At 56.2% G+C, this 24,096-nt stretch carries 25 protein-coding genes and 1 riboswitch; of the genes, 12 read left to right on the forward strand and 13 right to left on the reverse strand.

Annotated features, from left to right (window positions below):
• Positions 1-141: 141 nt before the first annotated feature.
• Positions 142-534 (reverse strand): YbhQ family protein, encoded by a 393-nt coding sequence (locus B1H58_RS00765; protein ID WP_085067526.1) that lies wholly within the window; start codon positions 532-534, stop codon positions 142-144.
• A gap of 177 nt (positions 535-711) precedes the next feature.
• Between B1H58_RS00765 and B1H58_RS00770 the strand changes: the two genes are divergently transcribed.
• Genes B1H58_RS00770 through B1H58_RS00780 form a run of 3 tightly spaced genes read left to right on the forward strand, consistent with a single transcriptional unit; the run spans position 712 to position 3,766 of the window.
• A complete protein-coding gene (locus B1H58_RS00770) occupies positions 712-1,473 on the forward strand; it encodes an endonuclease/exonuclease/phosphatase family protein (protein ID WP_085067527.1) in 762 nt (253 codons plus the stop codon).
• A complete protein-coding gene (gene clsB, locus B1H58_RS00775) occupies positions 1,470-2,714 on the forward strand; it encodes a cardiolipin synthase ClsB (protein ID WP_085067528.1) in 1,245 nt (414 codons plus the stop codon). Before B1H58_RS00770 ends, clsB begins: the two co-directional genes overlap by 4 nt.
• Positions 2,714-3,766: a lysylphosphatidylglycerol synthase domain-containing protein gene (locus B1H58_RS00780; protein WP_085067529.1), complete on the forward strand. Its 1,053-nt coding sequence runs from the start codon at positions 2,714-2,716 to the stop codon at positions 3,764-3,766. Before clsB ends, B1H58_RS00780 begins: the two co-directional genes overlap by 1 nt.
• Positions 3,767-3,943: 177 nt before the next feature.
• On the opposite strand, the gene B1H58_RS00785 is transcribed toward B1H58_RS00780, so the two are convergent.
• A complete protein-coding gene (locus B1H58_RS00785; protein ID WP_085067530.1) occupies positions 3,944-4,654 on the reverse strand; it encodes a Bax inhibitor-1/YccA family protein in 711 nt (236 codons plus the stop codon).
• A 206-nt stretch (positions 4,655-4,860) separates the two neighbouring features.
• Between B1H58_RS00785 and B1H58_RS00790 the strand changes: the two genes are divergently transcribed.
• Positions 4,861-6,804: a methyl-accepting chemotaxis protein gene (locus B1H58_RS00790; protein WP_085067531.1), complete on the forward strand. Its 1,944-nt coding sequence runs from the start codon at positions 4,861-4,863 to the stop codon at positions 6,802-6,804.
• A gap of 65 nt (positions 6,805-6,869) precedes the next feature.
• On the opposite strand, the gene B1H58_RS00795 is transcribed toward B1H58_RS00790, so the two are convergent.
• A complete protein-coding gene (locus B1H58_RS00795) occupies positions 6,870-7,958 on the reverse strand; it encodes a DUF1615 domain-containing protein (RefSeq protein WP_085067532.1) in 1,089 nt (362 codons plus the stop codon).
• A gap of 151 nt (positions 7,959-8,109) precedes the next feature.
• Here B1H58_RS00795 and B1H58_RS00800 point away from each other — a divergent pair, with 151 nt between their 5' ends.
• A complete protein-coding gene (locus tag B1H58_RS00800; protein ID WP_085067533.1) occupies positions 8,110-8,907 on the forward strand; it encodes an OBAP family protein in 798 nt (265 codons plus the stop codon).
• Here B1H58_RS00800 and moaE read toward each other — a convergent pair.
• The 5 genes from moaE to moaA all read right to left on the reverse strand — a co-directional run bounded on the left by moaE (position 8,901) and on the right by moaA (position 11,600).
• The gene (moaE, locus tag B1H58_RS00805; protein WP_085067534.1) at positions 8,901-9,356 is read right to left on the reverse strand and encodes a molybdopterin synthase catalytic subunit MoaE; all 456 of its coding nucleotides are present in this window, start codon (positions 9,354-9,356) and stop codon (positions 8,901-8,903) included. The genes B1H58_RS00800 and moaE overlap by 7 nt on opposite strands.
• Position 9,357: 1 nt before the next feature.
• Positions 9,358-9,603: a molybdopterin synthase sulfur carrier subunit gene (moaD, locus tag B1H58_RS00810; RefSeq protein ID WP_085067535.1), complete on the reverse strand. Its 246-nt coding sequence runs from the start codon at positions 9,601-9,603 to the stop codon at positions 9,358-9,360.
• Positions 9,596-10,081 carry a cyclic pyranopterin monophosphate synthase MoaC gene (gene moaC / locus B1H58_RS00815; protein WP_085067536.1) on the reverse strand — a complete coding sequence of 162 codons (486 nt, stop codon included), beginning with the start codon at positions 10,079-10,081 and terminating at the stop codon, positions 9,596-9,598. The genes moaD and moaC overlap by 8 nt, the downstream gene beginning before the upstream one ends.
• Positions 10,082-10,083: 2 nt before the next feature.
• Positions 10,084-10,599 carry a molybdenum cofactor biosynthesis protein B gene (gene moaB / locus B1H58_RS00820; RefSeq protein WP_085067537.1) on the reverse strand — a complete coding sequence of 172 codons (516 nt, stop codon included), beginning with the start codon at positions 10,597-10,599 and terminating at the stop codon, positions 10,084-10,086.
• Positions 10,600-10,613: 14 nt separating this feature from the next.
• Positions 10,614-11,600 (reverse strand): GTP 3',8-cyclase MoaA, encoded by a 987-nt coding sequence (gene moaA / locus B1H58_RS00825; RefSeq protein WP_085067538.1) that lies wholly within the window; start codon positions 11,598-11,600, stop codon positions 10,614-10,616.
• Positions 11,590-11,721, reverse strand: a riboswitch (molybdenum cofactor riboswitch). (Overlaps the previous gene by 11 nt.)
• A 305-nt stretch (positions 11,722-12,026) precedes the next feature.
• Here moaA and B1H58_RS00830 point away from each other — a divergent pair.
• Positions 12,027-12,935, forward strand: a complete 909-nt coding sequence (locus tag B1H58_RS00830) for a gluconeogenesis factor YvcK family protein (protein ID WP_085067539.1) — start codon at positions 12,027-12,029, stop codon at positions 12,933-12,935.
• A 102-nt stretch (positions 12,936-13,037) separates the two neighbouring features.
• On the opposite strand, the gene uvrB is transcribed toward B1H58_RS00830, so the two are convergent.
• Positions 13,038-15,059 (reverse strand): excinuclease ABC subunit UvrB, encoded by a 2,022-nt coding sequence (gene uvrB, locus B1H58_RS00835; RefSeq protein WP_085067540.1) that lies wholly within the window; start codon positions 15,057-15,059, stop codon positions 13,038-13,040.
• Positions 15,060-15,664: 605 nt separating this feature from the next.
• Here uvrB and B1H58_RS20525 point away from each other — a divergent pair.
• Together B1H58_RS20525 and B1H58_RS00840 are read left to right on the forward strand one after the other, a co-directional pair.
• Positions 15,665-15,928 (forward strand): hypothetical protein, encoded by a 264-nt coding sequence (locus B1H58_RS20525; protein WP_157130127.1) that lies wholly within the window; start codon positions 15,665-15,667, stop codon positions 15,926-15,928.
• A 45-nt stretch (positions 15,929-15,973) separates the two neighbouring features.
• Complete coding sequence (locus tag B1H58_RS00840; RefSeq protein WP_085067541.1) at positions 15,974-16,690, forward strand: ATP-binding cassette domain-containing protein; 717 nt, start codon at positions 15,974-15,976, stop codon at positions 16,688-16,690.
• 7 nt (positions 16,691-16,697) lie between these two features.
• Here the strand turns inward: B1H58_RS00840 and bioD are convergent, their stop codons facing one another.
• From bioD to bioB, 4 genes are read right to left on the reverse strand one after another with little or no spacing between them, the layout of a single operon-like run.
• Positions 16,698-17,369: a dethiobiotin synthase gene (gene bioD / locus B1H58_RS00845; RefSeq protein ID WP_085067542.1), complete on the reverse strand. Its 672-nt coding sequence runs from the start codon at positions 17,367-17,369 to the stop codon at positions 16,698-16,700.
• A complete protein-coding gene (gene bioC, locus B1H58_RS00850) occupies positions 17,362-18,120 on the reverse strand; it encodes a malonyl-ACP O-methyltransferase BioC (RefSeq protein ID WP_085067543.1) in 759 nt (252 codons plus the stop codon). Before bioC ends, bioD begins: the two co-directional genes overlap by 8 nt.
• A complete protein-coding gene (gene bioF, locus B1H58_RS00855) occupies positions 18,101-19,255 on the reverse strand; it encodes an 8-amino-7-oxononanoate synthase (RefSeq protein WP_085067544.1) in 1,155 nt (384 codons plus the stop codon). The genes bioC and bioF overlap by 20 nt, the downstream gene beginning before the upstream one ends.
• Positions 19,255-20,286, reverse strand: coding sequence for a biotin synthase BioB (bioB, locus tag B1H58_RS00860; protein WP_085067545.1), 1,032 nt, complete (start codon positions 20,284-20,286; stop codon positions 19,255-19,257). The genes bioF and bioB overlap by 1 nt, the downstream gene beginning before the upstream one ends.
• An 86-nt stretch (positions 20,287-20,372) precedes the next feature.
• Here bioB and bioA point away from each other — a divergent pair, with 86 nt between their 5' ends.
• The 4 genes from bioA to B1H58_RS00880 all read left to right on the forward strand — a co-directional run bounded on the left by bioA (position 20,373) and on the right by B1H58_RS00880 (position 23,961).
• Entirely contained in the window at positions 20,373-21,665 is a 1,293-nt protein-coding gene (gene bioA / locus B1H58_RS00865; RefSeq protein ID WP_085067546.1) for an adenosylmethionine--8-amino-7-oxononanoate transaminase, read from the forward strand.
• A gap of 74 nt (positions 21,666-21,739) precedes the next feature.
• Positions 21,740-22,792, forward strand: coding sequence for an NADP-dependent oxidoreductase (locus B1H58_RS00870; protein WP_085067547.1), 1,053 nt, complete (start codon positions 21,740-21,742; stop codon positions 22,790-22,792).
• Positions 22,792-23,472 (forward strand): type 1 glutamine amidotransferase domain-containing protein, encoded by a 681-nt coding sequence (locus tag B1H58_RS00875; RefSeq protein WP_085067548.1) that lies wholly within the window; start codon positions 22,792-22,794, stop codon positions 23,470-23,472. The genes B1H58_RS00870 and B1H58_RS00875 overlap by 1 nt, the downstream gene beginning before the upstream one ends.
• Positions 23,473-23,484: 12 nt before the next feature.
• Positions 23,485-23,961, forward strand: coding sequence for a kinase inhibitor (locus tag B1H58_RS00880; protein WP_085067549.1), 477 nt, complete (start codon positions 23,485-23,487; stop codon positions 23,959-23,961).
• Positions 23,962-24,096 lie beyond the last annotated feature (135 nt).

Raw genomic sequence — 24,096 nt, forward strand, 5'->3', positions numbered from 1 at the left:
AAACTACGGTGCGTAATGAGATCAGTGTAACAGTTTACACGTCGGGGGGATAGCGGCGTGGCGCTGTGGTGTTAAAAAGCGTATGGCGGCGAAAAAACCAGGGCCGCACAAGGCGGCCCTGACAGCAGAAGAACAGCAGGCTTAGCTACGTTTCTTTTCGATACGCGGCGGCGGCTCTTTCGCCAGCAGCGAAACCAGTGCCGGTCCCGCCAGCATCACCAGCCCCAGACAGGCCAGCAGCAGATTGTTATGCAGGATGCGCGAAACTAAAAACAGCAGCAGCATCGCCGCGCCGAAATAGTAGGTGGTGGTGATCTCTTCTAAAAAATCACCGGTGCGTCGCAGACGCGGTATACGCTGCGTCAGCAGCATAGCGATAAATACCGCAGCATAGGCGGCAACCAGTACGCTGCTCACTTCAACCAACGCCCGTTCCCGCCAGCCCCAAACCAGAGCGACAAGCATCACCAGATGCAAAGAAATGTGCAGACAGGGTTGGCCAGTGGCAATCTGTATACGGTTAAACCATTTCATTCTCTTCTCCTGATCGCGTTTAAATGCGATCCAAGTAGTCGGCAAAGCCAACGACGAATGTCCATAATGTAACGCAGTTTTCGGACAATGCCGCAAAACGCGGCGGAAGTCAGCGCCCTTTTGTGACAAAGACTACACTTTATCGGAAATCAAAATCAAAAGGAGAGCGCCCCCAGTATGTCACAAAAAGCGCAAGGATTTTCCTTTAAAGTCCTGACAATTAATACACATAAGGGTTTCACTACTTTCAACCGGCGCTTTATTTTACCTGAACTGCGCGAAGCAGTACGCGCGACGTCCGCCGATATCGTTTTTTTACAGGAGGTAATGGGTACGCACGCTGTGCATCCGCTGCAGGTGGAAAACTGGCCGGACACCCCGCACTATGAGTTTCTCGCTGATACCATGTGGAACGATTTCGCTTACGGACGTAACGCTGTCTATCCTGAAGGGCATCACGGCAACGCAGTGCTTTCCCGCTTCCCAATCGTTGAGTATGAGAACCGCGATATTTCAGTAGCGGGCACCGAGAGGCGCGGCGTACTGCACTGTCAGTTACAGCTTCCTGACCGCGATCAGACGCTGCATGTTATGTGCGTTCACCTTGGTCTGCGCGATGCGCATCGCCATGCGCAAATGAAAATGATGTGCGAGATGATCGCCGCCCTGCCCCCCGATGCGCCGCTGGTGGTGGCAGGTGATTTTAATGACTGGCAAATGCGCGCCAATAAAATGTTGAAGCGTTGCGCCAATCTTGATGAGGTATTCAGCCGTAAGCACGGACGCCCGGCGCGCACTTTCCCGGCGCGTTTTCCGCTGTTGCGCCTCGATCGTATTTATGTGCGTAACGCCGCAACCAGTCATCCCTGGGCATTACCTGTGCGGCCCTGGTCTCATCTTTCCGATCATGCGCCGCTGGCTGTGGAGATTCACTTATGACAATGAACTGGCGCGATGGTAACCGTATCCAGTTACTGGAAAACGGTGAACAGTTTTTCCCACGCGTATTTGGGGCAATTCAGCGCGCACAGCAGAGCGTGCTGCTGGAAACCTTTATTCTGTTTGAGGATAACGTTGGCAAGGCGCTGCATCGCGAACTGCTGGCTGCCGCGAAGCGCGGCGTAAAAATCGAGCTGATGGTTGATGGCTACGGTTCACCCGATCTGTCGGATGAGTTTATTTCCAGCCTTACCTCCGCTGGCGTGCGCTTTCTCTATTATGACCCGCGCCCGCTGGTGATGGGCATGCGTACCAATGTCTTTCGTCGACTGCACCGTAAAATTGTGGTTGTCGACGGCGTTATCGCCTTTGTCGGCGGCATTAACTTTTCCGCCGAGCACAACACCGATTTCGGTCCGGAAGCCAAGCAGGATTACGCCGTTGAGGTTAAAGGGCCGATTGTCGACGATATCGGTGCTTTTGTGGCGGAGGCTTTTGGCAGCGAAGCGAATACGCGCCGCTGGTGGGGGCAACGTTCTCATCGCCCGGCGCGCAACCAGAAGCCCGGCGATGCACAGGCGCTGTTTGTTTTTCGCGATAATGATGAACATCGCGACGATATTGAACAGCACTATATGGAGATGCTCAGCAACGCTAAACAGGATGTAATTATCGCCAACGCCTACTTTTTCCCCGGCTATCGCCTGCTGCGCGAGATGAAAAATGCCGCCCAGCGCGGCGTGCGCGTGCGTCTGATCGTACAGGGCGAACCCGATATGCCGATTGTTAAAGTAGGCGCGGAGCTACTGTATAACTACCTGGTGGGAGGCGGCGTGGAGGTGTATGAATATATTCGCCGTCCGCTACACGGAAAGGTGGCGGTACAGGATCAACAGTGGGCCACGGTCGGCTCCAGTAATCTCGATCCGCTTAGCCTGTCGCTGAATCTGGAAGCGAATTTGATTATTCATGATCGACAGTTTAACCAGACGCTGCGCGATAATCTGGAACAGCTGTTACAGAACGACTGTGTGCGCGTACGGGAAGATAAACTGCCGAAGCGCACCTGGCTACAGCTGACTAAAAGCGTGATTGTTTTCCACTTCCTGCGCCATTTCCCTGCTATCGCTGGCTGGTTGCCTGCCCATACGCCTAAAGTAAAGCAGGTACCACCGCCGGTTCAGCCGGAACTGGAAACCCAGGATCGCGTTGATAGCGAAAAACAAGGAGTGAAATCCTGATGTCAAAAGCCCATCCCAAATGGAAGCTGGCCAAAAAAATCCTCACCTGGCTGTTTTTTATTGCGGTTATTGTGTTGCTGGGAGTCTATGCCGGCAAAGTAGACTGGGAAGATGTCTGGAAGGTAATTGTCAACTATAACCGCATAGCGATTCTCAGCGCGGTGGGTCTGGTGATCCTGAGTTATCTCGCCTACGGCGGCTATGATCTGATTGGCCGCGCCTACTGCGGTCATAAGCTGGCCAAACGTCAGGTGATGCTGGTGTCGTTTATCTGTTACGCCTTTAACCTGACGCTAAGTACCTGGGTGGGCGGCGTTGCGATGCGCTATCGGCTTTACTCCCGGCTGGGGCTGAGCGGCAGCACTATCACCCGTATTTTTTCTCTCAGTATTGCCACCAACTGGCTCGGCTATATCCTGCTGGCGGGAATTATTTTTACCGCCGGTATGGTGCCGGTACCGCCCGGCTGGTTTATTGGCGAAGGGACGCTGCGGTTGATCGGCGGCATTCTGGCGCTGCTGGTTCTTGCCTATCTGGGCGCCTGCGCCTTTTCTAAACGACGTCGCTGGACAATCAAAGGGCAAAAACTGGCGTTGCCTTCGCTGCGTATGGCGCTGTTTCAGTTTGCTATCTCCAGCGCTAACTGGATGGTCATGGGGACAATCATCTGGCTGCTGCTGGGACAGGAAGTGAATTATCCGGTAGTGCTGGGCGTGTTGCTGATCAGCAGTATCGCCGGGGTGATAATCCACATCCCGGCCGGTATCGGCGTGCTGGAGGCGGTATTTCTGGCGTTGCTGCGTGATGAGCATGCCGGCCACGGGCAGATTATCGCCGCCCTGCTCGCCTATCGCGTGCTCTACTTTATCCTGCCGCTGCTGCTGGCGCTGGTGCTTTACCTGTGGCTGGAAAGCCGGGCGAAACATCTGCGGGCGAAAAACGAGCGAAAAATGCAGCAGCAAGATAACGAGCAACCGGCGGAACAGGATAAGCACCTGGAGCGACACGAAACGGAAGACGGGCTAAACCCGCACAGTAAACTCACACAGTAACCATATCGCCCGGCATCACGCTGATGATGCTCTGCTTTTTCACCAAAAATAAAGCACCGAAAAGAGGATCTTTCGGTGCTTTGTTTACCCGCAGAGAGGTGACTCTACAAGGGGCACTGGCCTGAGTGCGGGTCTGGTGCTGCTCTGCCGACGGTTGCCGCAGATGTGCAGCATGCCCTAGCGGCGGTTGCCAAAGATGCGCAGCAGCATCAGGAACAGGTTGATAAAGTCCAGATAGAGCGTTAATGCGCCCATAATTGAATAGCGGCGCAGGTTCTCTTTATCACGCGTATCAATATTTTCTCCTATTGCCTTTAGCTTTTGCGTGTCATAGGCAGTCAGGCCGACAAACACCAACACGCCAATATAGGTAATCGCCCACATCAGCGCCGGGCTTTTCAGCCAGAAGTTAACCAGTGAAGCCAGCAGCAGGCCAATCAGCGCCATAAATAAAATGCTGCCCATTTTGCTGAGATCGCGTTTGGTGGTGTAGCCCCAAAAGCTCATGGCACCGAACATTCCGGCGGTGACAAAGAAGGTGCTGGCGATAGATGAATAGGTATACACCAGAAAAATACTGGCTAAGGTTAAACCGGTCATTGCTGAATAGAGCATAAACAGCGCGGTGGCCACCGCACCACTAAGCTTATGCACCAAGCCTGAAAGCACAAACACCACCGCCAGTTGTGCAATGATCAGCCCAAAAAACGTAATACGGTTGGCGAATACCAGCTCCATTACCGCAGGCGTATTCGCCGCATACCAGGAAATAAAGGCAGTCAGCAGCAGACCACAAGTCATCCAGCCATAAACCTGCGCCATGTAAGTTTGCAGGCCGGTACCGGCGCGCTGCACGATAGTCTCTTGCGAGTGTGGAAATCGATTCATTGATCCCCCTAATTATGTGAAGTAACAGGTCTCTCAAGTGTGGCATAGATTTAACGAATTATGGATATCTCGCTAATAAACGCAACGGATCCAGTAATCCTGCGTAATAATCACTCAACTTTATTAATTCACTGCCGATAAGCTGTACAGAAGGAAACTCACTGACAGTGAGGTTATTTTAATTTTTTACTTTTCCGGGGAATGACATGACCACTTTATCTGCCAGTCGGCGCAAAATGCGCACCCAGACCCTGATGCTGCTAACGGGCATTATTACCATCTCCCTCGGGTTTATTCTCACTATCGGCTTACTCAGTAGCCAGTCACGCGATCAGCAGCGCCAGCTGGCGCAGGATTATCTGCAGCAAATCGCCAGGGCCAACGCGCAACAGGTGCAAAACAAGCTCGACGAGGCATTGCACACCGCGCGTGCATTGGGTAATGACGCCTGGAGCTTAAAAGAGGCGGGCGTGCCGGAGCGGCGGGTGCTGGATCGTATGCTGACCGCTACGCTGGGTTCGCATCAGGATTACCTTTCGGTCGCACTGGCCTTTGAACCCAACGCGTTTGACGGCAGAGATGCGGAATTTGCAGGCCAGCCGGACCAGGATGCTACCGGTCGCTATGTACGCTATACCGATCGCAACAGTGAAGGTCAGCTCGCGCTCCATAACCTGGTGGACTATGAGAAGCCGGGTATTGGTGACTATTACCTGCTGCCGCGTCAGCGTATGAAAGATGTGATCCTCGAACCTTATCATTATCCCTATAACGGCGTAGAGGTGATGCTGACTTCGGTTGCCGCGCCGATCATCAAGGATGGTCAGTTCAAAGGCGTGGTCACCGCTGACTTCTCGCTGGAGACACTGCAAAAAGTGATCGGTGCCATCAAGCCGTGGCAGGGCAAAGGTTATGCGATGCTGCTGTCGCATCAGGGTAAAGTTATCGCCAGCCCCGATGCGTCGCTGGCAGGCAAAGCCTGGCAGGGAGAAAAAGGTGAAAACCTCACGGTACATGAATATCAGGATACGTTTCTGAAGGAAGCCACATTTATTAGCTGGCAACCGATCCATGTCGGCAACAGCGAAACGCCATGGCAGCTGGCGATTGTCGCACCAGTCAGCGATGTCATGGCCGCCGCTAACCGTCAGCTTATCTGGGCGCTGGTGTTGATGCTGGTCAGCATTGTCGTGGTATGCGGCGTGCTGGGCCTGATCTTCAGTCGTAAAATCGCGCGTCCCGTCGGCGGCGAACCGGCCGAAGCGGCAAGCCTTGCTCTGGCGGTCGCACAGGGCGATTTAAGCCGCACCATCACCGTGCAGGCAAAAGATCAGCAAAGCATTTTCTACGCCATGCAAACCATGCAACAGCAGCTGCGCAATATGGTGAGCGAGATCATGACCGCCAGCGCCTCGGTACGTAGCGGCGCCAGCGAAATCGCCAGTGGCAACCTCGATCTCTCTGCACGCACTGAACAGCAGGCCTCGGCGCTGCAGGAGACGGCAGCCAGCATGGAGGAGCTAACCGCCACGGTGAAGCTGAATGCCGATAACGCGCACCAGGCCACGGAGCTGACCGACAACGCCACGGCGGTAGCCGGACGCGGCGAGGCGCTGGTACAGCAGGTGGTAGAGATCATGGCGCAGATTGACGAAAGCTCGCGCAAAATCGGTGATATCACCAGCCTGATCAGCAGCATCGCTTTTCAGACCAATATTCTGGCGCTGAACGCGGCGGTAGAGGCGGCGCGCGCCGGTGAACAGGGACGCGGCTTTGCGGTAGTGGCTTCTGAGGTGCGTAATCTGGCGCAGCGCTCCGCCAGTGCGGTAAAAGAGATCACCGCGCTGATCGACGAGTCTTCGTCACGGGTCAGCACCGGCGTCTCGCTGGTGAATGAGACCGGTAAAACCATGAAAACCATGACCGAGTCCGTGGCGGCGGTGCAGTCGATTATCGACGAAATCGTTAATGCTTCCGATGAGCAGTCGCAGGGCATTAGTCAGGTCAGCGTGGCGGTCAATCAGATGGATGGCGTTACGCAGCAAAACGCCGCGCTGGTGCAGCAAATGTCGGCTGCCGCCGCCTCGCTGGAAGATCAGGCGCGCCAGCTGGCCGATACGGTTTCGACCTTCCAGCTGGAGCAGCGCTAAGCCGGAGCATTATCCCTTATAACAAAACGGCCTGCCCGTGATGGATTAACGTCACGGGCATTTTTTTAACGCCGCGCCATGCATTGCTGATAGCGGCTGTTGACCCGCTGAGCGAACCAGGCGGTAGTGAGGTTGCGGGTGATTTTCGGGCTCTCCAGACGGATGCCGGGCAGCATTTCACGCGGCATTCGGCGCCCGGCCTGTTTATCGGCCAGCGCGAAGACCTGCTTCCACAGTTCGCTTTTTTCAAACTCCAGCTTATCGCCCTTTTCTAAATCGCGACGGATCGCCCGATGGCTCATATCGATTTGCCCCGCCAGCGTGCGTACCGCCAGCTCCGTTGCACCCGCCTTATCGGAGCCATAGATAATCAGATCGCCGTCCAGCGCCAGCTTCATGCCGGTGGTGCGCGCCACCGCTGCCTGAAATGCTGCATTGCGGCTGGCGTACCAGCCAGCGTTAAAGTCGGCGAAACGGTACAGCGGCGTGCTGTAATTAGCTGGATAGCCCAGCAGATGTTTAACGCCAAACCAGATGCCGCCATGACGAGTAAAGACTTCCTGCCGGATGGTGGTCTCCACCGGCCACGGATAGCCTCGCGCATTCGCCTCGGCAAAGGCGATACTTACCTGCATCGGGCCGCCGGTATGAATTGGGTTCAGGTTGCCAAACAGCGTCTGCCCCATCGGTACCATATTAATAAAGTCATCAAAAATGGCGCTCAGCTCTTTTTCTGTACGCACGCTGTCCAGCCGATCGGCATAGCTGCGCCCGTTGGGCGATTTAATCAGCAACGCAGTACGGACCAGAAAGGCGGGAATATGCAGCCGTGCCGCCCGTTTGTTGATCTCTCCCCAGGCAATTTTTGGCAGACCGGGCACCGGTGAATCGGCGTTAAAATTGGTTTCCTGATCGGCTACGGCAATCACGGCGCAAATATTGCTGTCGCTGGCCTCGATCTGCTGGGTACGAAATGCAGTGGCCATATCGCTGGACCAGTCCGCTTTTTGCCGCACATGCCCCGGCATTAACGCTGTAATGCGCGCCTGCATCTGCTGCGGCGTTTGCTGCGGCGTCTCTTTCTGTTTGCTGGTACAGCCCGCCAGCGCCAGCAGCGCAACCAGCGGCATAAGGCGAAGTAACTGAGATGACATACCTGTCCTTATCGTTTTTGAAGATAAGCGCACCTTAACCACTGCCGCAGCGAAATGCCAGCGCCGCTTTCATTCATAGCTCCCTCGCCTTTCCATTTCTCAGTTTTACGCTAACGTTAAGTTTTGTTAATTATTATTACAGGAGTTATCAATGAAAACCTCATGGTTACCGGTGGTCGCAGCGCTGATGCTGGCTGGCTGCGGCGGCAATAATACCCCGGCGCAGGTGAACACCCCCGGCGCGCCGACTTCAACAAAAATGAAGCTGCTGGATACCGGCGCCGCCGCAATGCAGTCACGCCCGCCGATTGACGCCATTAACGCCTATCTCGACGGCTTTCATTTTTACAACGGCGATAAAGATGGTCAGATGGAAGCGCACCACTACGTCACTATCCTGAATGATGATGTAATGCAGGCGCTGATTTATGACGGCAACACACGCGATGCCCGTTTAATGGGCGTGGAATATATTATCAGCGAGCGGTTGTATAAAACGCTGCCGCCGGAAGAGAAAAAGCTCTGGCACAGCCACAGCTATGAGGTGAAATCGGGCACGCTGGTGGCACCAGGACTGCCGGACACGGCAGATAAAGCGTTGATGACCAAACTGGTTAACACCTATGGTAAAACCTGGCACACCTGGCATACCGACCGCGATAAAACGCTGCCGTTCGGGATCCCGGCGCTGATGATGGGTTTCACCGCCGACGGTCAGCTCGATCAGCGCCTGCTGAAAGATCGCGACGAACGGATGGGAATTGATACACGTAAGATGCGCCAGCAGCGTGCTGATATCATTGCGCATCCGGTGGTCAAAGGCGCTAACGCCTGGCAGGATGGTGAGGTGATCCAGCTCCAGCGCGTTGAGGGCGGCGGTGAACATGCCCACGGCAATACTGAGTTTGGCACCTCAGAACAGACGAAGCGCCACCAAACCACTCATTGATCCCAGCGTCCGGCCGCCTGCTGGTCACTGTCGCGCGCCTCAACCCAGCGATCGCCTTCGGGCGTCGCTTCCCGTTTCCAGAACGGCGCGCGGGTTTTCAGATAGTCCATGATAAATTCGGCGGAAGCGAAGGCCGCACCGCGATGCGCCGCGCTAACGCCGACGAAAACAATCTCATCGCCGGGAATCAGCTCGCCGATGCGATGGATCACGCTCACCCGTTCCAGCGGCCAGCGCGCGCGCGCCTGTTCCACAATCTCTGCCAGCGCTTTTTCCGTCATGCCGGGATAATGCTCCAGCGTCAGAGCGGAAACGTGCTCCCCCAGATTGTGATTGCGCACTTTGCCGGTAAAGGTCACCACCGCGCCATCCTCGTCGCAGGCGGAGAGCCACTGATACTCTTCGGCCATATTGAATGGCGCCTGTCCCACGCGAATACGGGTCGTCATATTAACCTCCGGTGACCGGCGGAAAGAAAGCGACCTCGTCGCCATCCTGTAACGGATGCTGTAGCGATACCAGCGTCTGGTTTACCGAGGCCAGCAGTTTGCCCGCGCTCAGCGCCAGATCCCAACGATCGCCACGGGCGGCCAGCGCTGCGCGTAGCTCTTCTACCGTGGCATATTCCGCCGGCAGCGATAAAGAAGAGGTCGCCACCAGTTCGCGTACCTGCGCGAAAAACAGCACGTTAATCATTATCCACCGCCTGAAAATCCCCTGATTTGCCGCCGCTTTTCTGCAGCAGGCGCACTGACTCAATGACCATATCTTTCTGTACTGCTTTACACATATCGTAAATGGTCAACGCAGCTACGGAAGCGGCGGTTAACGCCTCCATCTCTACGCCGGTTTTGCCGGTTAGCCGACAAACCGACTCAATCCGCACCCGATTTTTTTCCGGCTCGGCGGTGAGTTCCACTTCAACCTTGCTCAGCATCAGCGGATGACAGAGCGGGATCAGCTCCCAGGTGCGTTTTGCTGCCTGAATACCGGCGATACGGGCGGTGGCAAAGACGTCGCCTTTATGATGACGCCCCTCAATGATCATTTGCAGCGTGGCGGGCGCCATCACGACGCAGGCTTCCGCGCGCGCTTCACGCAGCGTTTCCGCTTTGGCAGAGACATCAACCATATGCGCTTCGCCTGCGGCATTAATGTGGGTTAATTGCGACATAGTTATGATTTTTTCAGATGTGATACAAACTGGCAGGGGCGCGTGCGGGCGTCGAGCTGCTCACAGATAATACGTTCCCAGGCGGTCTGGCAGGCAGAAGTCGAGCCTGGCATCGCGAAAATCAGCGTCTGGTTAGCCAGACCGGCCACCGCACGCGACTGCAGGGTTGAAGAACCAATCTCCTCCCATGACAGCATGCGAAACACTTCGCCGAAGCCTTCAATTTCCCTGTCAAACAGCGGCAGCAGCGCTTCCGGCGTACTGTTTTTGCTGTTAAAGCCGGTGCCGCCGTTGATCAGGATCACCTGAATATCATCGCTGGCAATCCAGCTGGAGACCACCGCACGGATGCGGTAGAGATTGTCTGCAACAATCGCGTGATCGCGTACCTGATGACCCGCTTCGGTCACCGCCTCGCGTAAATAGTCGCCTGAGGTATCATCTGAGGCGTCGCGGCGATCGGAAACGGTCAGTACCGCAACCTGTAGCGCCTGAAATTCCGGTGTGGCTTTGCCCATGCTTTGCTCCGCGTTTAACCGCCGATAAATGAAAGATTCTGCGTAATGCCGGTGTTGCCCTGATGCAGGAAGTGCGTCTGCTTTTTATGCCCCAGGCTTTCGGCGATGCGCGCCTGTAGCTCAGGCTGCTGCGCATCAGAAACCAGAAGATCGCGTAGCGGCACGCCGCCATCGCCAAACAAACAGAGATGCAGATTGCCAGTGGCCGATACCCGCAGGCGATTGCAGCTGGCGCAAAAATCGCGTTCATAAGGCATGATCAGGCCAATTTCGCCCTGATAGTCAGGATGGCTAAACACCTGCGCCGGACCGTCGCTGCGCGCCCGAATCTGACGCTGCCAGCCCTGCATAATCAGCTGATCGCGGATCACTTCGCCGGAAATATGGTGACGTCGAAACAGATCGCTGCCCTCCCCGGTTTCCATCAGCTCAATAAAACGTAGCTGAATCGGGCGGTGGCGAATCCAGTCGAGGAAGGTTTGCAGGCTGTGATGGTTAACATCGCGCATCAGCACGCTATTGACTTTCACTTTGCTGAAACCGGCCTCCAGGGCAGCGTCAATACCGCGCATGACCTGGTGAAATTTATCCTGACCGGTAATGGCGTGGAATTGACGTGCATCAAGACTATCGACGCTAACGTTAATGGAGGTCAGGCCTGCATCGCGCCAGCGTGCGACATCGCGCGCCATACGGTAGCCGTTGGTGGTGACCGCCAGCTGACGGATCCCCCGATTTTCACGCACGGCAGCAATGATATCGACAAAGTCGCGGCGCAGGCTCGGTTCGCCGCCGGTCAGACGGACTTTTTCCGTACCGGCATCGGCAAATGCGCGCGTAACACGCCGAATCTCATCAAGCGAAAGGAAACTTTTGTTTGTCGCGCCCTGCGGCTTATAGCCATCGGGCAGGCAGTAGGTGCAGCGAAAGTTGCACACATCCGTGATCGACAAACGCAAGTAATAGAACTTGCGGGCATAGGAATCAATAAATTGGGTCACCGGAACACCTTTCCAAATGGGAGATGCAGTCATTTCTTTCTGCACCCTGGCAGCTCGCGGCTGCGGCCAGTGCCCCCTATCTGTCGACGTAGGCGCAAAGGCTTGAGTGTGGTTTTGCCTGTTAAACAGGAATCTGCAAATAGTAACGCCATTTATCCCGGTATGCCACGGTGAATTTCGTTATATAACCCGATATATATCGATACTTAGATGCATTTTCCTGCATGATAGCGACAGTTCCCTGCACAATGATTTTAATTATTCACAAGCGAAGCCCGAACGATGATTGTGATAGCGCATTTTTGCACCTTGTTCGGCAAATCACAGCCGTGCTGCTGCGGCCAGAGAGTATTAAACGCCCGGAGAAACGATTATCCTGTGGCGATTCGACGGTTAAGATGACCGTCACTTATTGTCAGGAGAATTATGCGTAATCGTACCCTTGCGGATCTGGATCGGGTGGTGGCCCTGGGCGGCGGACACGGACTGGGACGCGTGATGTCGGCCCTTGCTTCGCTGGGCTCACGTCTGACCGGCATCGTGACCACCACCGATAACGGCGGCTCTACCGGTCGTATCCGACGATCGGAGGGCGGCATAGCCTGGGGCGATACGCGTAACTGCCTGAACCAGCTGATTACCGAGCCGGGTGTGGCGTCGGCAATGTTTGAGTATCGCTTTACCGGCAATGGCGAGCTGGCAGGACATAACCTTGGCAACCTGATGCTGAAAGCACTCGATCATCTCAGCGTGCGCCCGCTGGAGGCGATTAATCTGATACGCGATATGCTGAAGGTGGATGCCATGCTGATCCCTATGTCGGAGCAGCCGGTGGATTTAATGGCAACCGACTGCGAAGGTCATATGGTTTACGGCGAAACGGCGATCGATACGCTGGCACGGGTGCCGCAGGATTTAATGCTGCATCCCAACGTGGCACCAACGCGCGAGGCGATAGAGGCGATTGCCGAAGCCGATCTAATTTTGATCGGACCCGGCAGCTTTTTTACCAGCCTGATGCCGCTGTTGCTGATGGATGAAATGGCGCAGGCGCTGCGCCGCACGCCCGCACCGCTGATTTTTATTGGTAATCTGGGCCGGGAACTCAGTCCCGCCGCAGCCGGCCTCAGGCTGGAAGATAAGCTGGCGATCATGGAAAAGTATATTGGCAAAAAGGTGATTGACGCGGTGGTGGTTGGCCCACGAGTGGATGTGCAGGGCGTTCAGGATCGGCTGATTGTGCAACAGCCTCTGGAAGCGGCGGATATCCCCTACCGTCACGATCGCCAGCTGCTGCGTCTGGCGCTGGAGCAGGCACTTCAGGCGCTCGGCTAAGGCGCGCTATCCGTAGCGAAACAGACTCCGGGCGGTGGCTTCTGACACGTCCATAAAAAAAGCCGCAGCGGTTCAGGCGGCGGCTTTTTCGGGACGCGTTATTTACGAAGCAGCGATAAACAGCTCGCGTAGCTGATGTAACTGATCGCGCACGTTGGCGGCTTCTTCGAACTCCAGATTTTGCGCATGCTGCTGCATCTGCGTTTCCAGCTGGTGGATCTTTTTCTGCAGCGCCTGCGGCGTAAGCGCCAGATAACTGGCTTCGGTCTCAGCAGCGCCACGATTGCTGCTCTTGCCACGCGTTTTCCCTTTGGTCGCGCTTTTGCCCAGCTCAAGAATATCGGTAATTTTCTTGTTCAGGCCCTGCGGCACAATACCGTGTTCAGTGTTGTACTCGATCTGTTTCTCGCGGCGACGCTCGGTTTCGCCAATCGCTTTCGCCATCGAAGGCGTAATCCGATCGCCGTAAAGAATTGCCTTGCCGTTAACGTTACGTGCCGCGCGTCCGATGGTCTGAATCAGCGAGCGTTCAGAACGCAGGAAGCCCTCTTTATCGGCATCCAGAATCGCCACCAGCGACACTTCCGGCATATCCAGCCCTTCACGCAACAGGTTGATGCCCACCAGCACGTTGAATTCGCCCAGACGCAGATCGCGGATAATTTCCATACGCTCAACGGTATCAATATCTGAGTGCAGATAGCGTACCTTCTCGCCGTGCTCTTCCAGATATTCGGTCAAATCCTCCGCCATGCGCTTGGTCAGCGTGGTCACCAGCACGCGCTCGTTAATCTCAACGCGCTTGCGGATTTCCGACAGCAGATCGTCCACCTGAGTAGCGACCGGGCGCACTTCAATAATCGGGTCGAGCAGACCGGTAGGACGCACCACCTGATCGATCACTTCGCCAGCGGATTTTTCCAGCTCGTAGTTGCCCGGCGTCGCCGAAACATAGATGGTCTGCGGCGCCAGCGCCTCAAACTCTTCAAACTTCATCGGGCGGTTATCCAACGCCGACGGCAGTCGGAAACCATACTCCACCAGCGTCTCTTTACGCGCCCGATCGCCACGGTACATGCCGCCGATTTGCGGAATAGTAACGTGGGACTCATCCACCACCAGCAGCCCATCCGCAGGCAAATAGTCAAACAGCGTTGGCGGCGGCTCGCCCGGCCCGCGTCCGGAGAGATAACGTGAATAGTTTTCGATGCCGGAGCAGTAACCCAGCTCGTTCATCATCTCCAGATCAAACTGGGTACGCTGCGTCAGGCGCTGCTCTTCCAGCAGCTTGTTGTTCGCCAGCAGCGTTTTACGACGGTCGGCCAGTTCAAGTTTGATCTCTTCCATCGCCTGCAAAATACGTTCGCGCGGCGTAACGTAGTGCGTTTTCGGATAGATGGTAAAGCGCGGCACCACGGAATCTATCTGTCCGGTAAGCGGATCGAACAGCGACAGCCGCTCTACCTCTTCATCGAACAGCTCGACGCGCAGCGCCAGATCGTCCGATTCCGCCGGGAAAATATCGATCACTTCGCCGCGTACGCGGAAAGTGCCACGCTGAAACGCCTGATCGTTACGGCTGTACTGCAGCTCAGCCAGGCGCCGCAAAATACTACGCTGGTCGATAAGCATACCGCGCGACAGGTGCAGCATCATTTTCAGATACAGATCGGGATCGCCCAGGCCGTAAATAGCCGAAACCGACGCCACCACGATCACATCACGCCGCTCCAGCAGCGCTTTGGTGGCGGAAAGACGCATCTGCTCAATATGTTCGTTCACCGAGGCGTCTTTTTCGATAAAGGTGTCGGAGCTGGGCACGTAGGCTTCAGGCTGATAGTAGTCGTAGTAAGAAACAAAATACTCGACGGCATTATCGGGAAAGAATTCTTTCATTTCGCCATACAGCTGCGCCGCCAGCGTTTTATTGGGCGCTAACACCATTGTTGGCCGGTTAAGATCGGCAATCACGTTGGCAACGGTGAAGGTTTTCCCGGAGCCGGTCACCCCCAGCAGCGTCTGGTGTGCCAGACCGTCCTCAAGCCCCTCTTTCAGACGACGTATCGCCTCTGGCTGGTCGCCGGAGGGCTGAAAGGCGGAGTTAAGTTTAAAGGCTTTACTCATTAGGAATGATCTCTGCTGAAGAATTGCACGGACAGGAGGATAATTTTACTCCGCTTCGATGATTTTTCCAGCGCGTGACACTGGATAAATAATCAGTTATTTTGCCCGATACCCATAAAAAAGGCAAAGCGACAATTTAAAGACTTATCATTACATGGGGATAATATTAAGAGACGCAAGGTTATCCCCAACAGCGGGCAGCATTTAACATTTGTCAATAGGCGCAGCGCAAAAGCCATAGCGGAAAAAAGCGTGCGCAATGGCAGGCTTGATTTTAACTAACATATTGAAATTTAATAAAATATAAATAAAGCCCAGTTTCGCGCCAGTTCAGGAAAAAGCCGCGCCCGCTCTGGCTTGCACGTTGTTTTCACTCGGTAATGCACATGGTTATCCACAGGAATAGTGGATAACTGTTTACAGGCCCCGCAACATCGGGGATGGATAAAATTACGCCCCGGGCCGTAACACGGATGAAATATTTTTTTTTCGCGTTTTTCAGCCTGACCTGCCCCTGAATTTTCTGGTTTAACGCCTGCTATTCGGCGTTGCCGGGATTTTTCTGTCCTAAACGTCAAGCCGTTATTAATAAATTTTTCTGCCTTATGGTGGTTCCTCTGCACCATAAGCGTGATCTCATCGGCACCGTCAGCGTGCAGCCCATTTATTACCCGATTAAATTATTAAGTATTTCTGACCATTTAACTCCTGCGGTTCATGCCATAACAGCCCGTCTTCAGCCCGTTTTCGATGATTTGGCCTGTGGATTGCAAGAAAGCATGGACCTCCTGTCAGGATCGGCCCTTGAGCCTCCAGGGGAAAAAGGCGGTGATATCACCTCGCCGACATCTGTTACCTGCCTGACCTGAGGCAGACGGCAGAATGATTTGAACTGTACGGAAGGAGATTATCAGATGCTGCGTTTACGTTCGGTGAATCAGTTTTACGGTAAAAACCATATCCTGTGGGATGTGGATCTTGACCTGCCGCCCGGCACCTGTACCGGCATAATCGCTCAGCCCGGCATGGGAAAAACCACCCTGGTAAACTGTATTATGGGCCACCTGCCGGTTAACAGCGGCAGCATGATATGGCAGCAGGCTGGATCGCCGCCGGAAAATTTACTGATGCAGCCAGCGGCAACGCGCGCGCGGCTGGGGATCGGCTATGTGCCGCAGGGACGGCAGATTTTTTCCCAGCTCAGCGTCGAGGAGAATCTGCTGATCGCCTTGCTGGCTGGCCAGCAGGATCGCCACAGTGCCATTCCGCCGCTGGTTTATGAACTGTTTCCCACGCTGTGGCAGCTGCGTCATCAGCGCAGCGGCGATCTAACCCTGGAGCAACAGCAGAATCTGGCGCTGGCCCGTGCGCTGGCGCTACAGCCGCAACTGTTGATTTTGGATGAACCAACCGAAGGAATGTCGCCGTGGCTGGAGGAGGAAACCGGTAATTTGCTGCATCGACTGAATCATGAATTTGGCCTGACGATCCTGCTGCTGGAACAGCGTGTTTCAGTTATTCGTCGCGTAGCGGACTATTTTTTGCTGCTGCATCGTGGACGCAACGTGGCGCAGGGCCACGTTGCGGAACTGGATGAAAAGGTCGTGGATAAATGGCTGGCGGTGAGCTAAACGCGCGTCAGACGGGCAGACGAACATAGTCGCCCAGCGCGGCGTTATCAACCTGCTCCAGCCAGGGAATTTCGCCCAGCAGAGGCGCAGGCAGGCGCTGTTGCAGGGTCGCCATATATTCCTGATGACGTCGGCCCGGCGGCTGAATATCGTTGGCGATCCAGCCCGCCAGCGGCAGTCCTGCATTGAGGATCGCTTCAGCGCTGAGCATCGCATGGTTGATACAGCCCAGTTTAATGCCCACCACCAGGATCACCGGCAGCTGCTCCTCACGCACCCAGTCAGCATATGTCTGCTGCTCCGACAACGGCGTATACCAGCCGCCCGCGCCCTCGACCAGCACCCATTCAGCTTTTTCCCGTAGCGTCTGCAGCCCGGCGGAAAGCCGCGCGAATTCAATCGGCTGGCCGGTATCGGCGCTGACAATATGCGGCGATGTCGGCTCCATAAACACCAGCGGATTCACCTGTTCATAGCTCAGCGGCACGCTGCTGTTACGCTGCAGCGCCAGCGCATCGCCGTTGCGGATACCCTCCGGCGTCATTTCACTGCCGGAGGCCACTGGCTTATAGCCTGCAGTACGAAAGCCCGCGCGGTTAGCTGCCTGCAGCAGCGCGCTGCTGGCAACGGTTTTGCCTACTTCAGTATCGGTTCCGGTCAGGAACCAGCAGTTACTCACAATCAATTACTCCGGTAACCAGTTGATAAGAGAGTCGATAGCCGCGTTCATCCTGCGGCCAGTGCTGTGCCAGCTGCTGCAGGCGCTGGCGCGTTAATAGCCCGCTGGCACGCCCCTGATGAATATGGGTGGCGCCGATGCCTTTTAGCGATTGCAGCGCGCTGCGCACATCAGGAAAGCGCTGCTCAACCGTTTCGCTGCTCAGCCGCAACCCCAGGCCGTCGCCAGCACGCTGGATCGCCGCCACGGAAAGAAAGGTATTCACATGTTGATAGTCATCCAGCGCCTGCCAGGCGCTGCGCATCTCATACAGTGAATCCTCCGCCAGAGTAGAAAACAGTACCCGTCCGCCAGGGCGCGTTACCCGACACAGCTCACGCAGCCCCTGCGCCAGATCGTCGCACCACTGCATTGCCAGATTACTCCAGCAGATATCTATGCAGCGCGCATGCAACGGCAGCGCCTCAATATCACCCAGCAGATAGTGATGCGCGGTCTCATCGCGCCGCGCCTGTGTCAGCATGCCTGGTGAAAGATCAAGGGCTATGACCTGATGACCCTGCTCGCGCCAGCGTCGGCTGAACCAGCCGGTGCCGCAACCCGCATCCAGCACGGTTCCGCCGGATAACGCAGGCTGCAGCGCCATAAGGCGTTCTCCGCTGTAGCGCTGTAGTTCGGCAAAGCGGTCGTAACCGCCTGCCGCGCGGCCAAATGCCTGCGCCACCGCCTGCTTATTCACTTTGTGCGTCATACAGCGCCTCCAGTAGCCGATCGATATCGTCCGCCGTGTGACTTGCGGTTAAGGTAAGACGCAGGCGCGCCGTGCCCGGCGGCACCGTAGGTGGTCGAATCGCCGTAACCCAGCAGCCGCGCTGACGCAGACGGCTGGCGAGCGTCAGCGCCTGGCTATCCTCACCCACCAGCAACGGCTGAATAGCGGTGGAGGAAGGCAGTAGCATTAAGGAGAGTTGCGCGGCGCCGTGACGAAAGCGGGCAATGTTCGCCGCCAGTTGTTGACGCAGATCGTCGCCCTGCTGGACAGCTTGCAATGCCGCACGCAGCGCTTCGGCCTGCGCTGGCGGCATTGCCGTGCTGTAGATCAGATGGCGGGCAAACTGCAGCAGATAATTCGCGGTGTCGTTATCGCACAGCAACGCCGCGCCGCTGATGCCAAATGCTTTGCCAAAGGTAACGATCAGCAGTTCCGGCCTGACGCCCTGCTGCCAGCAGCTGCCGCGTCCCTGTTCGCCCTGTACGCCGATACCATGCGCATCATCCACCAGCAGCCAGCCGCCTGCCTGCTGCGTAAGCTGATGCAGCGCGCCCAGCGGCGCGCTGTCGCCATCCATGCTGAATACCCCTTCGGTTACCACCAGCGTTTCGCCCGCCTCTTGCGGGGTTAACAGACGTTGCAGGCTCTCTGGCTGATTATGGGCAAAACGCCGCAGCGTGGCCGGACTGAGGCTGGCCGCTTCCAGCAGCGAGGCGTGTGACAGTTTATCCGCCAGGATGCGGTCGCCCGCCTTTGCCAGCGCGCCGATCGCAGCCTGATTAGCGGCATAGCCGGAATTAAACAGCAGCGCACAGGGATAGCCAAGCCAGTCAGCCAGCTCCGCTTCCAGTTGAGCGTGCGGCAACGCATAGCCGGTAACATGACCCGACGCCCCGGCACCCACGCCGTAGCGTTCAGCGCCCTGCTGCCAGGCCTGCACCAGACGCGCATCATGGCTCAACCCGAGATAATCATTGCTGGCGAAGTTGCGGTAGTGTTTTCCGTTATGCAGCAGCCAGCCCGCGCGGCTCTGTTCCAGCAGGCTGCGCTGACGAAAGCGCTGCTGCTGCTGACGCTCGGTCAGCGCTGCTGCAATCCGATGTTGCCAGCTCATTACTGAGCCGCGTTGTAATACTGTGGGGTATCGGCGTTAACCAGCTGCTGCGCCAGCGCCTGTTGCTGTTCGTTATCCCCGGCGTGAGTGTGGGTGTGCTCAGGATTAAGGCCCAGCTTACGGAACAGCAGCAGATCCTTATCCTCTTCCGGGTTAGGCGTGGTAAGCAGTTTGCAACCGTAGAAAATAGAGTTCGCGCCCGCCATAAAGCACATCGCCTGGGTCTGCTCACTCATCTGCTCGCGCCCGGCGGAGAGACGCACGTGCGAACGCGGCATCATGATGCGCGCCACGGCGATGGTACGGATAAAATCAAAAGGATCGACATCCTCGTTATCCGCCAGCGGCGTGCCTTTGACCTTAACCAGCATGTTGATCGGCACGCTTTCCGGCGGCGTTGGCAGGTTCGCCAGCTGTACCAGCAGCGCGGCGCGATCTTTTACCTCCTCCCCCAGACCGACGATGCCGCCGGAACAGACTTTGATCCCCGCCTCGCGCACTTTTTCCAGCGTATCCAGTCGCTCCTGATAGGTGCGGGTAGTGATGATATTGCCGTAAAACTCCGGCGAGGTATCAAGGTTATGGTTGTAAAAATCGAGTCCCGCTGCGCCCAGCCGCTGTGCCTGCTCATCGTTAAGGGTACCTAGCGTCATACAGGTTTCCAGCCCCATCGCCTTTACGCCCTGCACCATTTTTTCCAGGTAAGGCATATCGCGATCGTTGGGGTTTTTCCATGCCGCGCCCATACAGAAACGGGAGGAGCCTGCCGCCTTCGCCTTACGCGCCGAGGCCAGCACCTCTTCCACTTCCATCAGGCGTTCTGATTCCAGCCCGGTTTTATAACGGGCGCTTTGCGGACAGTATTTGCAATCTTCCGGGCAGGCACCGGTTTTAATCGATAACAGCGTACTCACCTGTACCTGACGCGGGTCGAAGTGCTGCCGGTGTACCTGCTGCGCTTCAAACATAAGTTCAAGAAAAGGCTTATTAAACAGGGCCTGAGCCTGTGCCAGCGTCCAGCGCATTGACATTGCTTACTCCAGAAAGGGTCGTTTTTATCATGGTATCTGATGTAGACTTGTAAACTAAATCTTTTTATTTTGGTTTACAAGTGATCATGACTTCTGACGATCTCGCCTTCGACCGCGACCATATCTGGCATCCTTATACTTCCATGAGCGAACCGCTGCCCTGTTATCCGGTAGTGGGCGCGCGGGGCGTTCATTTGCAACTGGCCGATGGTCGTGAGCTGGTGGATGGCATGTCCTCATGGTGGGCGGCGATCCACGGCTATAACCACCCTCGTCTGAATCAGGCGCTGCAGCAGCAGATGACGCAAATGTCGCATGTGATGTTCGGCGGTATTACGCATCCCGCCGCCGTGGCGCTCTGCCGCCGTCTGGTAGACATGACGCCTGCGCCGCTGGAGTGCGTGTTTCTGGCCGATTCCGGCTCGGTGGCCGTGGAAGTGGCAATGAAAATGGCGCTGCAATACTGGCAGGCGCGCGGTGAGCGGCGGCAGCGCTTTTTAACCCTGCGACGCGGCTATCATGGCGATACCTTCTCCGCCATGTCGGTTTGCGACCCCGATAATTCAATGCACAGCCTGTGGCAGGGCTATCTGCCAACGCATCTGTTTGCACCCGCGCCGCAGTGTGGCTTTGATGATTGCTGGGATGAGCAGGATATTGCCGAATTTGCCGCGCAGATTGCCACGCATGCAGGCAGCATCGCCGCCGTGATCCTTGAGCCGATTGTGCAGGGCGCTGGCGGGATGCGCTTTTACCATCCTGATTATCTGCAGCAGGTCCGCGCGCTGTGCGATCGCTATCAGGTACTATTGATTGCCGATGAGATCGCCACCGGCTTTGGCCGTACCGGCAAACTTTTCGCCTGCGACCATGCCGGTATCGCACCTGATATTCTCTGTCTGGGCAAAGCGCTGACCGGTGGCACCATGACGCTTTCCGCCACGCTGACCACACGCGAAGTAGCGAACACCATCAGCAATGGCGCGGCGGGCTGCTTTATGCACGGACCAACCTTTATGGGCAATCCGCTGGCCTGCGCCGTGGCCGATGCCAGTCTGGCACTGCTGCAGGAAGGCGACTGGCAGACGCAGGTAGCGACCATTGAACAACAGCTACGCACCGCGCTGCTGCCGCTGACGGCTCATCCGCAGGTTGCGGACGCGCGCGTCCTGGGCGCTATCGGCGTGATTGAAAGCCGTCAGCCGGTCAATATGGCAGCAATACAGCGCTTTTTCGTTGAGCACGGCGTATGGATCCGTCCCTTTGGCAAACTGATCTATCTGATGCCGCCCTATGTGATTACATCGCAGCAGCTGAGCCAGCTAACCGAAGCAATTAAGGCGGCACTGGATCACGCCGAACTGTTTCTGCCGGGCTAATGCCGACCGCCGTTAAGCGCGGGGCCGTGGGATAAACTACGCTTTTAGCATCCCCATTAGCCAAGGAGTGAATAATGTCACAGCAGAAAGAGCATAATCGCCGCGTCATTCTGGTCTCGCGTCCACACGGTGCGCCGACTTCCGCCAACTTTCGTCTTGATACGCAGCCGGTTCCCACGCCCGGCGAGGGAGAGCTGCTGTTACGGACGGTTTATCTCTCACTCGACCCTTATATGCGCGGTCGCATGAGCGATGCGCCTTCCTACGTTGAGCCTTTTGCCGTGGGAGATGTGCTGGGTGGCGGTACGGTGGCGATTGTTGAGCAGTCGCAGCATCCCGACTATCAGCAGGGCGACTGGGTGGTCAGCCAGAGCGGCTGGCAGGATTATGCGCTGTCGGATGGCCGTGGTCTGTTTAAATTACAGGGCCCGGTGTTAAAGCACCCTTCGTGGGCGTTGAGCCTGTTGGGAATGACCGGCTTTACCGCCTATATGGGGCTGCTGGATATTGGTAATCCGCAACCGGGCGAAACCGTGGTGGTGGCAGCCGCAACCGGCGCCGTTGGCTCGGTAGTGGGTCAAATCGCGAAGCTGAAAGGCTGTCGCGTGGTCGGCATCGCCGGCGGTGAAGAAAAATGCCGCTACGCTATGGAAAAACTGGGCTTTGACCACTGTGTCGATCACCGCCGCGACGATCTGGCGCAGCAGCTGAAGCAGCACTGCCCTGACGGCATCGACGTCTATTTTGAAAATGTCGGCGGCAAAGTGTTCAACGCGGTATTGCCGCTGATGAACAGCAAAGGCCGAATCCCGCTGTGCGGCCTGATAGCCGACTATAACAGCACCGACCTGCCGCAGGGGCAGGATCATTTACCGCTGTTCCAGGGAGCCATTCTGCGTAAGCGCCTGCGGGTACAGGGCTTTATTATCAATCAGGATTACGGCGATCGTTTTGAGGAATTTTTCCGTCAGATGAGCCAGTGGGTAGCGGAAGATCGCCTGGTATTCCGTGAACATATGGTTGATGAGCTGGAAAACGCGCCTGAAGCCTTTATTGGCATGCTGGAAGGCAAAAACTTCGGCAAGCTGGTTATTCGGGTAGCAATGGATCAACCGGGAGAGCAATAATGAAAATTTTAATGGTCTTAACGTCCCACGATCGGCTGGGCGATACCGGCAAAAAAACCGGCTTCTGGCTGGAGGAGTTTGCTGCGCCTTATTATATCTTCAAAGACGCCGGTATCAGCGTGGTACTTGCCTCGCCGCAGGGCGGGCAGCCGCCGCTCGATCCGAAAAGCGACGAGCCGGATGCGCAGACCCACGATACCGAACGCTTTCGTCAGGATATTGCTGCTCAGCAGGCGCTGGCGAACACGCAACGTCTGGAAACCATTGATGGCAGCAAGTACGACGCGGTATTTTATCCCGGCGGCCACGGTCCGCTATGGGATCTGGCCGAGGATAAGCACAGTATCGCGCTGATTGAAAATCTGTTCGCCAACGGTAAGCCGGTCGCTACCGTTTGCCACGCGCCAGGCGTTTTGCGCCATGTGAAAAAACCAGACGGTACACCGCTGGTAGCGGGTAAACGCGTCACCGGTTTTACCAACAGCGAAGAGCAGGCGGTCGGGCTGTCGGATATTGTGCCTTTCCTGGTGGAGGATGAGCTGAAGAAACAGGGCGGCCTGTTTGAACGCACCCAGGACTGGGGCGTCTGGACGGTAACCGATGGTCATCTGATCACCGGCCAGAATCCCGCTTCTTCCGCCGCCACCGCCGAAGAGTTACTGAAACTGTTGCATCAATAAAATGGAGAGGCGATGAGGGTTTATAGTCACAATTTTAACGACGGCGAAAAGATGCCGGAGCGCCATGTCTTTAATGGCATGGGTTATCAGGGCGATAACATTTCACCGCATCTCGCCTGGGATGAGGTGCCGGAAGGCACGAAAAGTTTTGTCGTGACCTGCTACGATCCCGATGCCCCGACCGGTTCCGGCTGGTGGCACTGGGTGGTGGCGAATATTCCTGCTAACGTCACGGTACTGCCACAGGGCGCGGGTTCCGGTCAGGCATCGCTGCCTGAAGAGGCGATCCAGACGCGCACCGATTTTGGTAAAGCGGGCTACGGCGGCGCGGCACCGCCGCAGGGCGAAAGCCACCGCTATATTTTTACCGTACATGCGCTGGACGTGGATAAAATCGAGGTGGATGAAAACGCCAGCGGCGCGATGGTAGGCTTTAATGTCCATTTCCACCGCCTCGCCAGCGCATCGATTACCGTGAATTACAGCTAATAGTATTCAGCGGGGCGCTATTGCGCTCCGCCTGCTGCCAGCCGCCTGAATTCCTCTTTTGCTTTTATCCTCTGCTGACTCAACTGCGCGTTCTTGTGCAGCCTTGCCACTATTGCCGCAGCGCAGCCGAAACTG

Source organism: Pantoea alhagi, assembly GCF_002101395.1.
Taxonomy (GTDB): Bacteria; Pseudomonadota; Gammaproteobacteria; order Enterobacterales; family Enterobacteriaceae; genus Mixta; species Mixta alhagi.